6 protein-coding genes are annotated in these 10,994 nt (G+C 66.3%); 1 reads left to right on the forward strand and 5 read right to left on the reverse strand.

The window, feature by feature from the left end; all coding sequences use genetic code 11:
* Positions 1-48: 48 nt before the first annotated feature.
* Positions 49-741: a hypothetical protein gene (locus tag ACWELJ_RS03800; RefSeq protein ID WP_452364653.1), complete on the forward strand. Its 693-nt coding sequence runs from the start codon at positions 49-51 to the stop codon at positions 739-741.
* A gap of 18 nt (positions 742-759) precedes the next feature.
* On the opposite strand, the gene ACWELJ_RS03805 is transcribed toward ACWELJ_RS03800, so the two are convergent.
* From ACWELJ_RS03805 to ACWELJ_RS03825, 5 genes are all read right to left on the reverse strand, one after another.
* Complete coding sequence (locus tag ACWELJ_RS03805) at positions 760-1,227, reverse strand: hypothetical protein (RefSeq protein ID WP_452364654.1); 468 nt, start codon at positions 1,225-1,227, stop codon at positions 760-762.
* Between the two features lie 154 nt (positions 1,228-1,381).
* Positions 1,382-5,335 carry a DNA-directed RNA polymerase subunit beta' gene (locus tag ACWELJ_RS03810; RefSeq protein WP_452364655.1) on the reverse strand — a complete coding sequence of 1,318 codons (3,954 nt, stop codon included), beginning with the start codon at positions 5,333-5,335 and terminating at the stop codon, positions 1,382-1,384.
* A 103-nt stretch (positions 5,336-5,438) separates the two neighbouring features.
* A complete protein-coding gene (gene rpoB, locus ACWELJ_RS03815; RefSeq protein WP_452364656.1) occupies positions 5,439-8,927 on the reverse strand; it encodes a DNA-directed RNA polymerase subunit beta in 3,489 nt (1,162 codons plus the stop codon).
* 647 nt (positions 8,928-9,574) lie between these two features.
* Positions 9,575-10,294, reverse strand: coding sequence for a hypothetical protein (locus ACWELJ_RS03820; RefSeq protein WP_452364657.1), 720 nt, complete (start codon positions 10,292-10,294; stop codon positions 9,575-9,577).
* A 12-nt stretch (positions 10,295-10,306) separates the two neighbouring features.
* A complete protein-coding gene (locus ACWELJ_RS03825; protein ID WP_452364658.1) occupies positions 10,307-10,981 on the reverse strand; it encodes a hypothetical protein in 675 nt (224 codons plus the stop codon).
* Positions 10,982-10,994: the final 13 nt, after the last annotated feature.

A 10,994-nucleotide genomic window follows, 5' to 3' on the forward strand; every position in this document is an offset into this window, starting at 1 on the left:
TGTCGCAAAGGTCGGGAAAATCTATCGCAAACTCGAGGAACAGCCACCATGGGTATCACCAAATACGTTGCGCCCGCCTTGCTTTGCTTGACCGCGACCACCGTCGCCGGCACGGCCACCGCCGCGCCCGAGCAGGCCCCCGCGCAGCCCGCCCTGCAGATCAAGGGCACCGATCACAGCATCGGCTACGGCGTGGCGCTCTCCTCGGACCACCGTTCCGCGGTCAGCACCCTGCAATCCGGGCAGTTCCTCGCGACCTGGGACGGCGAGGCCGTCATCGTCACCGACGACAAGGGCACCCTGATCTCCACCGTGCCGCTGAAGTACGACATCGACGGCAAGACAGCGGAATTCACCCCCACGATCGACGAGAGCAATCGCCGTCTGACCCTCACCCCGGTCGCCGCGTCCGACACCCAGCTCCGCGACGTCGACGCCCAGCAGCACTTCTTCGACGTGGTCCAGGCCAATATGCCCGCCGTCGCCACCGGCGCGGCCATCGGCGCCACCATCGGCTTCATCGCGGGCTTCCCGCTCGGCCTGTTCGTCCTGGACTTCATCACCGCCCCGCTGCTCGCGGTGGTCGGCGGTGTGGTCGGCGGGGCCATCGGCCTGCAGATGTCCGGCGGCCACGAGGCCTCGGAGGCCGCCCTCGCCTACGTCGACACCCTGGCCCCCGGCGCGTCGAACATCTTCCGCCCCGCCTTCGCCGCCATCCCGACGCCGCCGCCCGCCAACTGACCACTCCCCCACCGGGATTCACGCCAGGAAGCTGACCGACTCCACCGGCATGCTGTTGTTCCAGTGGTACCACCACACGTTCATCTCCTGCGCGAGATCGAAACGGAAGGTGTGGCCGTCGCCGGGGCCGTCCACGATCGTCCACAGGCCGTTGGGCTGGCCGATCACCTGACTGACCCTGCCGTCGGCCCAGTCGAATCGGCCCAGCGACGGCGAATCCAGGGCGTTGAACGGCAATTCGGCGGTGAAATGGCCGGAATCGATGCCGGGCAGCAGCGGGCTCGAGCAGGCCCAGACGTCCGTCTCGCGATGGACGCTGCGGCCCGCACTACCGGTCCCCGGAATCAGGGCGCCGGTCAGGACACCGCCGTGACGGCAGCCGCCCAGTGCGCCACCGGGATCGGCGGTCGCGAGCGGCGGAGACAGCGACAGCGACAGGGCCGCTCCACAGAAGACGGCCGAAACGAGAGCACTACGAGCGGACACGTCAGCTCCTCCCCTGAAACGGGGGCCGGTTACTTCGTCGCAAACAGCTTCGTCGCACACAGCATAGACCCGCGCACCGCGCTCGAGCGGGAAAAGAGTTCGGCCCCCGCTCCGGAAAGGAGCGGGGGCCGAATTCTCTTGCCTGGCTGCGGCCTTAGCGGTAGTCGCTGAAGCCGTAGTCGTCCAGCGGAACCGCGGCACCGGTGGAGGTGCCGAAGCCGTCCGGGCTGTAGTAGCTGTCGTCGTAGGACGGGACAGCGTACGCCGCCTGGCGGGCCTCTTCGGTCGGCTGCACCTGGATGTTGCGGTAGCGGTTGATACCGGTACCGGCCGGGATCAGCTTACCGATGATCACGTTCTCCTTCAGGCCGATCAGCTTGTCGGAGCGGCAGTTGATCGCGGCGTCCGTGAGCACGCGGGTGGTCTCCTGGAAGGAGGCCGCCGACAGCCACGAATCGGTCGCGAGCGACGCCTTGGTGATACCCATGAGCACCGGACGACCCGAGGCGGGCTCGCCACCCTCCGCGACCACGCGGCGGTTGGCGGACTCGAACTCGGCGCGCTCCACCAGCGAACCCGGGAGGAACTCGGTCGCACCCGAATCGATGATGGTGACGCGGCGCAGCATCTGGCGGACGATCACCTCGATGTGCTTGTCGTGGATGGACACACCCTGCGAGCGGTACACCTCCTGGACCTCGTGGACCAGGTGGACCTGCACCTGACGCGGACCCATCACGCGCAGCACCTCGTGCGGATCGGCCGAGCCCTCGAGCAGCTGCTGACCGACCTCGACGTGGTCACCGTCGGCCAGGAGACGCTCGGAGCCGTCCTCGTGCTTGAACACCCGCAGTCGCTGACGCTTCGACAGCTTGTCGTACAGGACCTCGTCCGACCCGTCGTCCGGGATGATCGTGATCTTGTAGAAGCGGTCGTCGTCCTCGAGCCGCACGCGACCCGACACCTCGGCGATGGGCGCCTTGCCCTTGGGCACACGAGCCTCGAAGAGCTCCTGCACACGGGGCAGACCACCCGTGATGTCGTCACCCGCGACACCACCCTGGTGGAAGGTACGCATGGTCAGCTGGGTACCGGGCTCACCGATGGACTGGGCGGCGACGATACCGACGGCCTCACCGATGTCCACCAGCTTGCCGGTCGCCATCGAGCGGCCGTAGCAGGTGGCACACACGCCGGTGCCGGTGGTGCAGGTCAGCACGGAGCGGACCTTCACCTCGGTGATACCGGCCTCGAGCAGCGCCTCCAGGGCGGGGTCGCCCAGGTCGTGGCCCTTCTCGACGATGACATTGCCGTTGGCGTCGACCGCGTCGGTCGCCAGGGTGCGAGCGTAGGTGCTGGTCTCGACGTGCGCGTCACGGATGACGGAGCCGTCGGCCTGCTTCTCCGCGATCGGCACCACGATGCCGCGCTCGGTGCCACAGTCGGTCTCGCGCACGATGACGTCCTGCGACACGTCCACCAGACGACGGGTCAGGTAACCCGAGTCGGCGGTACGAAGCGCGGTGTCGGCCAGACCCTTACGCGCACCGTGGGTGTTGATGAAGTACTCCAGAACCGTCAGGCCCTCACGGAAGGAGGACTTGATCGGCTGCGGGATGAACTCACCCTTCGGGTTGGTCACCAGACCCTTCATGCCCGCGAGGGTACGAGTCTGGGTGAAGTTACCCGTGGCGCCCGAGTCGACGATCGTGATGATCGGGTTGTCGGCCGGGTAGTGCGCGCGCAGCGCCTTACCGACCTCTTCGGTCGCTTCCTGCCAGATCTTGACCAGGGCGTTGTTGCGCTCCTGGTGATCGAGAGCACCACGCTGGTACTTCTTCTCGATCTGGTCGGCCTGCGCGTCGTAGCGCGCCATGATCTCCGCCTTCTCCGGCGGAACGAGCACGTCCGACATGGAGACGGTGACACCCGAACGCGTGGCCCAGTAGAAGCCGGCGTCCTTGAGCTTGTCGACGGTCTGCGCGACCACGATCATCGGGTAGCGCTCGGCGAGATCGTTGATGATCGCCGCCTGACGCTTCTTCGGCATCGGCTCGTCGATGAACGCGTAGTCCGCCGGGAGCAGATCGTTGAAGAGCACCCGGCCCAGGGTGGTCTTGCAGGTCCAGGCGTCGCCACGCTGCCAGCCGTCCGGGAACAGCTCGGCCTCGACGTCCTTCGGCGGACGCTGATCGGTCAGGCGGACCTTGATCAGCGAACGCACGGTCAGATCGCCGCGGTCCACGGCCATCTGCGCCTCGGCGGGCGAGGAGTAGACGCCGAACTCGGCCTCGTCCTTGGTGGCCGCGCGGTATTCACCGATCGCGCCCTCTTCCAGACGGGTCAGGTAGAACAGGCCGGTCACCATGTCCAGACGCGGCATGGCGAGCGGACGACCCGAGGCGGGCGACAGGATGTTGTTCGAGGACAGCATCAGGATGCGGGCCTCGGCCTGCGCCTCCGCCGACAGCGGCAGGTGCACGGCCATCTGGTCACCGTCGAAGTCGGCGTTGAACGCCTCACACACCAGCGGGTGCAGCTGGATGGCCTTACCTTCGACCAGCAGCGGCTCGAAGGCCTGGATACCCAGGCGGTGCAGGGTGGGCGCACGGTTCAGCAGCACCGGGTGCTCGGCGATGACCTCTTCGAGGACATCCCACACCTGGGGACGCTGACGCTCGACCATCCGCTTGGCGGACTTGATGTTCTGCGCGTGGTTCAGGTCGACCAGACGCTTCATGACGAACGGCTTGAACAGCTCGAGCGCCATCAGCTTCGGCAGACCGCACTGGTGCAGCTTCAGCTGCGGACCGACCACGATGACCGAACGGCCGGAGTAATCGACACGCTTACCGAGCAGGTTCTGACGGAAACGACCCTGCTTGCCCTTGAGCAGATCGCTCAGCGACTTCAGCGGGCGGTTACCCGGACCGGTCACCGGACGGCCGCGACGGCCGTTGTCGAACAGCGCGTCCACCGACTCCTGAAGCATGCGCTTCTCGTTGTTCACGATGATCTCGGGCGCGCCCAGATCGATCAGTCGCTTCAAACGGTTGTTGCGGTTGATGACGCGGCGGTACAGGTCGTTCAGGTCGGAGGTCGCGAAGCGGCCACCGTCCAGCTGCACCATCGGGCGCAGCTCCGGCGGGATCACCGGCACGGCGTCGAGGACCATGCCCATCGGCGAGTTGCCGTTGGTCTGGAACGCGGCGACGACCTTCAGACGCTTCAGGGCGCGAAGCTTCTTCTGGCCCTTGCCCGTCCGGATGGTCTCGCGCAGGTTCTCGGCCTCCGCGGCGATGTCGAAGGTCTCCATGAGCTTCTGGATCGCCTCGGCGCCCATGGCGCCGGTGAAGTACTCGCCGTAGCGATCCTGCAGCTCGCGGTAGATCACCTCGTCGATGATCAGCTGCTTCTTGGCCAGCTTGGTGAAGGTGGTCCAGATCTCGTCGAGCCGGTCCAGCTCACGCTGGGCGCGGTCGCGCAGCTGACGCATCTCGCGCTCGCCGCCGTCCTTGACCTTGCGGCGGACGTCGGACTTGGCGCCCTCGGCCTCCAGCTCGGCCAGGTCGGCTTCCAGCTTCTGGGCGCGGGCCTCGAGGTCGGCGTCCCGCTGGTCGGCGACGGTCTTCTTCTCGACCTCCATCTCCGCCTCGAGCGTGGACAGCTCGTTGTGGCGCAGCTCGTCGTCCACCGAGGTGATGACGTACGCGGCGAAGTAGATGATCTTTTCCAGATCCTTCGGCGCGAGGTCGAGCAGGTAGCCCAGACGCGACGGGACACCCTTGAAGTACCAGATGTGGGTGACCGGAGCGGCCAGCTCGATGTGGCCCATGCGCTCACGACGCACCTTGGCGCGAGTCACCTCGACACCACAGCGCTCGCAGATGATGCCCTTGAAGCGGACGCGCTTGTACTTACCGCAGTAGCACTCCCAGTCCCGGGTGGGACCGAAGATCTTCTCGCAGAAGAGGCCGTCCTTCTCCGGCTTCAGCGTGCGGTAGTTGATGGTCTCCGGCTTCTTGACCTCGCCAAACGACCAGTTACGAATGTCTTCGGCGGTCGCCAGGCCGATCCGGAGTTCATCGAAGAAGTTGACGTCTAGCACGTAACTTCCTTTCCCCTGTTCGGGTTGAGTATGAGCAAAAGTTCGCTAAATCCGTTGCCCGGGAAGGCTTCTCGAATCCGATCGGCCTTCCCGGACCGTTCGCTCACTGCGCCAGGTCGTCGACCGTCGCAGCCTCGTTGCGGGACAGGTTGATACCCAGGTTCGCCGCGGCGCGCTCCAGGTCCTCGTCGTCGCCGTCCCGCATCTCGATGGCGGCGCCGTCCGAGGACAGCACCTCCACGTTGAGGCAGAGCGACTGGAGTTCCTTGAGCAGAACCTTGAACGACTCCGGGATACCCGGCTCCGGAATGTTCTCGCCCTTGACGATCGCCTCGTACACCTTCACGCGGCCGACCACGTCGTCCGACTTGATGGTGAGCAGCTCCTGCAGGGTGTAGGCCGCGCCGTACGCCTGCATGGCCCAACATTCCATTTCACCGAAGCGCTGACCACCGAACTGCGCCTTACCACCCAGCGGCTGCTGCGTGATCATCGAGTACGGACCGGTCGAACGCGCGTGGATCTTGTCGTCGACCAGGTGGTGCAGCTTCAGGATGTACATGTAGCCGACGGACACCGGGTACGGGAACGGCTCACCGGAGCGGCCGTCCAGCAGGATCGCCTTGCCGTCGTCGTTGATCATCTTCTCGCCGTCGCGGTTCGGCAGGGTCGAACCGAGCAGGCCGGTCAGCTCCTCCTCGCGCGCACCGTCGAACACCGGGGTGGCGATGTTCGTGTCGGCGGGCTGACCGATCATCTCGGCCGGCAGGTTCTTCGCCCAATCGGGAGAACCCTCGACCTGCCAACCGGTCTTGGCGATGTAACCCAGGTGGGTTTCCAGCACCTGACCGATGTTCATACGACGCGGCACACCGTGGGTGTTCAGGATGATGTCCACCGGGGTGCCGTCGGGCAGGAACGGCATGTCCTCCTGCGGGAGGATCTTGCCGATGACACCCTTGTTGCCGTGGCGACCGGCGAGCTTGTCGCCGTCCTGGATCTTGCGCTTCTGCGCGACGTAGACGCGGACCAGCTCGTTGACGCCCGGGGGCAGATCGTCGTCGTCGTCACGCGAGAACACGCGCACGCCGATGACCTTGCCGGACTCACCGTGGGGCACCTTCAGGGAGGTGTCGCGGACCTCGCGGGCCTTCTCACCGAAGATGGCGCGCAGCAGGCGCTCCTCGGGGGTCAGCTCGGTCTCACCCTTCGGGGTGACCTTGCCGACCAGGATGTCGCCGTCCCGGACCTCGGCGCCGATGCGCACGATGCCGCGCTCGTCCAGGTCCGCCAGGACCTCGTCGGAGACGTTCGGGATGTCCCGGGTGATCTCCTCGGCACCGAGCTTGGTGTCGCGAGCGTCGATCTCGTGCTCCTCGATGTGGATCGAGGTGAGCACGTCGTCCTCCACGAGGCGCTGCGACAGGATGATCGCGTCCTCGTAGTTGTGGCCTTCCCACGGCATGATCGCCACGAGCAGGTTCTTGCCCAGGGCCATCTCACCGTTCTCGGTGCAAGGACCGTCGGCGAGCACGTGCCCGGCCTCCACGCGGGTGCCCTCGTCCACGATCGGACGCTGGTTCGCGCAGGTGCCCTGGTTGGAGCGCTCGAACTTGCGCAGGCGGTACGAACGGCGGGTGCCGTCGTCGTGCATGACGGTGATGAAGTCGGCCGAGACCTCTTCCACCACGCCGGCCTTCTGGTTCACGACCACGTCACCGGCGTCGACGGCGGCACGCAGCTCCATGCCGGTGCCGACCAGCGGCGACTCGGAACGGATCAGCGGCACGGCCTGACGCTGCATGTTCGCGCCCATGAGGGCACGGTTGGCGTCGTCGTGCTCGAGGAACGGGATCATGGCGGTCGCGACCGACACCATCTGGCGCGGCGAGACGTCCATGTAGTCGACCGCGCTGGCGTCGACGTATTCCATCTCCTCGTTGCCGTGGCGGGCGAGGACGCGCTCCTCGAGGAAGCGGCCGTCCGCGTCGACCGGCGAGTTCGCCTGGGCGCGGATGTGGCGGTCCTCCTCGTCGGCGGTGAGGTACTTGACCTCATCGGTGACGCGGCCGTCGACGACCTTGCGGTACGGGGTCTCGATGAAACCGAACGGGTTCACCCGGGCGTAGACCGAGAGCGAACCGATCAGGCCGATGTTCGGGCCTTCCGGGGTCTCGATCGGGCACATGCGGCCGTAGTGCGACGGGTGGACGTCACGGACCTCCAGGCCGGCGCGCTCACGCGACAGACCACCCGGACCCAGCGCCGACAGACGACGCTTGTGGGTCAGACCCGACAGCGGGTTGTTCTGGTCCATGAACTGCGACAGCTGCGAGGTGCCGAAGAACTCCTTGATCGCCGCCACGACGGGACGGATGTTGATCAGGGTCTGCGGCGTGATGGCCTCGACGTCCTGGGTGGTCATGCGCTCACGCACGACGCGCTCCATGCGGGACAGGCCCACGCGGATCTGGTTCTGGATCAGCTCGCCAACCGTCCGCAGACGACGGTTGCCGAAGTGGTCGATGTCGTCGACCTCGACCGGAACCTCGACGCCGCCGGGGACGGTCATCATCTTGTCGCCCTGGTGCAGGCGCACCAGGTACTCGATGGTGGCGACGATGTCTTCCTTGGTCAGCACCGAACCCTGGACGGGCACGCCGGCGTTGACGCCCAGCTTCTTGTTGACCTTGTAGCGGCCGACGCGGGCCAGGTCGTAGCGCTTCTCCTTGAAGAACAGGTTCTCCAGCAGGGTCTGCGCGGACTCCTTGGTCGGCGGCTCGCCCGGACGCAGCTTGCGGTAGATGTCGAGCAGCGCCTCGTCCTGACCCGGGGTGGAGTCCTTCTCGAGGGTGGACATCATGATCTCGGAGAAACCGAAGCGCTCGGTGATCTCCTCGGTGGTCAGACCCAGCGCCTTGAGCAGCACGGTGACCGGCTGACGACGCTTGCGGTCGATGCGGACACCGACGGTGTCGCGCTTGTCGACGTCGAACTCCAGCCACGCGCCGCGCGAGGGGATGACGCGCACGGAGTGCAGCGTCTTCTCGGTCGACTTGTCGATGGAGGAGTCGAAGTACACGCCCGGCGAACGGACGAGCTGCGACACGACGACGCGCTCGGTGCCGTTGATGATGAACGTGCCCTTGTCGGTCATCATCGGGAAGTCACCCATGAAGACCGTCTGAGACTTGATCTCACCGGTGTTGTTGTTGATGAACTCCGCGGTCACGAACAGCGGAGCCGCATAGGTCATGTCCTTGTCCTTGCACTCCTCGATGGAGGCCTTGACCTCTTCGAAGCGCGGATCGGAGAAGGACAGCGACATGGAGCCGGAGAAGTCCTCGATCGGAGACAGCTCCTCGAGCACCTCCTCGAGGCCCCCGGTGGGGTTGGTGACGTCGCCGCGCGCGGTGGCACGCTCACGCCAGTCTGCTGAACCGACCAGCCAGGCGAACGATTCGGTTTGTAGATCGAGAAGACCGGGAACCTCCAGGGGTTCACGAATCTTCGCGAAAGACACCCGCTTCGGGGCTCCGGGGATACCGGCCTTGGTCTGGGTGGAGACTGCCAAGATGCGTCCTTCCAGCACCTAACGCGCGTCGCGTGGTGGTCCGCGACCGTCGCTTGTCTGCTACGAATTCCGCTGGTTACGACCCGAACGAAACCCGAACAGCAGACAGCGGAAGTAACACCGGAAGGCGAAACTTTCGTGATGCGATCGAGGTATGGACAGGAGGCAGCCAGCGCAACGTCCAAAACTACACCCAAACCTACGGGGGTGTCAAAGTACCACCCGTGGCGATCCGCGGGCGTCAACTTCGCCCCGGTGTGTCTGTGTCGATATTCCCGGCGTTCAGATCGCCGATACCGCCACAGCCGAGTGGCGGTCTTCACAAGGTGTCCGGCCGGGCTTCGGAGTCCGCTGGCTGCGTTCACAGTGCCCACGCCGGCGAGTTGTCTCCTGTGACAGCCGCCGCTGTTGTGAATAGCGTGACGGCTCGGACGAAAGTCGTCAAGTGGCGGGCCGAGTTGACAAAACGCGAGATCGCCTGTCGCACTACAAGATCACTGCGCTGACCTGCCCTACGCTTCGCTCCGGGCTGTTCGCGGCCCCTTCAGGCCGCGTTCTTCCCTCCCTCCGCTCCTCCGCTTCGCTCCCCCGCTCCACTCAGTCCAGAACGCGGCGGGGCCGCGAACCACGGGGGTCCACAGCTGTGCAGAGGGGCGAAATTTGGCCTACTTGTCGGTGATCTCCGAGGCCAGCCAGTGGCCGTCGGTCTTCTGCATGCGCAGCACGATCGGGCCCGAGGCGAGGGGTTCGGGCTTGCCGTCCTTGACGGCGGAGATGTTCAGGTTCACCAGCAGTTCGGCGCGGTCACCGGTGAGCAGGGTCACGCCGATCGGGTCGGTCTTGACCGTGGTGTCGGTCTGGGTCTGCTTGATGGTCTCGACCGTGGTGTCGACGAACTTGGCGAAGTCCTTCTGCATCTTCTCGGTGAGGACCGAGTTGACCGAACCCTTCCACTTGTCGATCTCGGCGGCCTTGTAGCCGTAGAGCGTGGTCAGGGCGTGGTCGGCGGCGGCCTTGACCTCGTCGGTGGCCGCGTTGTCGACGTAGGCGAGATTGCCGGAGCCGGAATTGGGCTTGCTCACCCAGTGATTCACCGCGCCCACGACGGCGAAGGCCAGCAGCAGGGCCGACAGCGCCGCGCAGACGGTCGCGATGCCCCAGTTGGGCCAAAACCCGCCCGGTCCGGTCAGCTTGGAATACTGTTGCGAGGCAGGGCCTTTGGCCCGGACCCGATCGCGCGGGGTGGCGCGCGAGGCGGTCTGATCGGAACGCTCGGTGGTGGACCGGGCGCTCAGGTCCGCGGCGGTGGTCCGCGACGCGGTGCCGCGCTGGGCGGCCGGGCGGCGCGGGGTGACGCGATTGACGGGTCGTTTCCGGTTGGCCATGGTCACTCCCTCCTAATTGCCCGGCTTGGGCGCCGTCGTCGGCTGCTGGGCGGGCTGGCCGGTGCCCAGCGGCACCGGTTCGCCCAGGTTCTGCGCCTTCTCGGCCTTCCAGGTGCTGCCCTGCTTGACCAGATCGAGGGTCCACAGCTGGCGGAAGGAGGCGGGCTGGCCGCCGGGCCAGCTGCGGGTGATCTTCAGGACCGCGAAGGCCGAGGCGTGGTCGCGTTCACTGTTGAGCGAGGTGAGCGTGATGCCCTCGACCGCGGACTCGATGCGGGTCTTGGACTCCTGGGCGGTCTGCTTGAGCTGTTCCTGCCCGTCCTCCTGCTGCTTGAGCAGGTCCCCGGTCATCGATGACCGGATGTTCGCCAGCGACCCGTCGATGTCGTCGGGATTGATCGACATGAGGTTGACGGCGGCCTGGCGGGCATCGGTGAGGGCGGCGTCGCGGGCCTGCGCCCGGGACTCGTCCTTGCTGTCACCGATCCACAGGAAACCGATCACACCGGCGGCGACGACCGAGACGGCCAGCAGACCGGCGGCGCCGATCCGGGCCGATCTGCGGGGATCGCGGGGTGCGGTGGTGACGGCGTCGGCCGGGGACGCGTCCGGGGTCGTGTCGGGAACCGGCTCGACCGCCGGCTTCTCGAGGTTCGCCCCCGATTCGCTGTCCTTGTCCTGGCTCACGCCGCCACCATAC

It is taken from the genome of Nocardia sp. NPDC004582 (assembly GCF_053602115.1).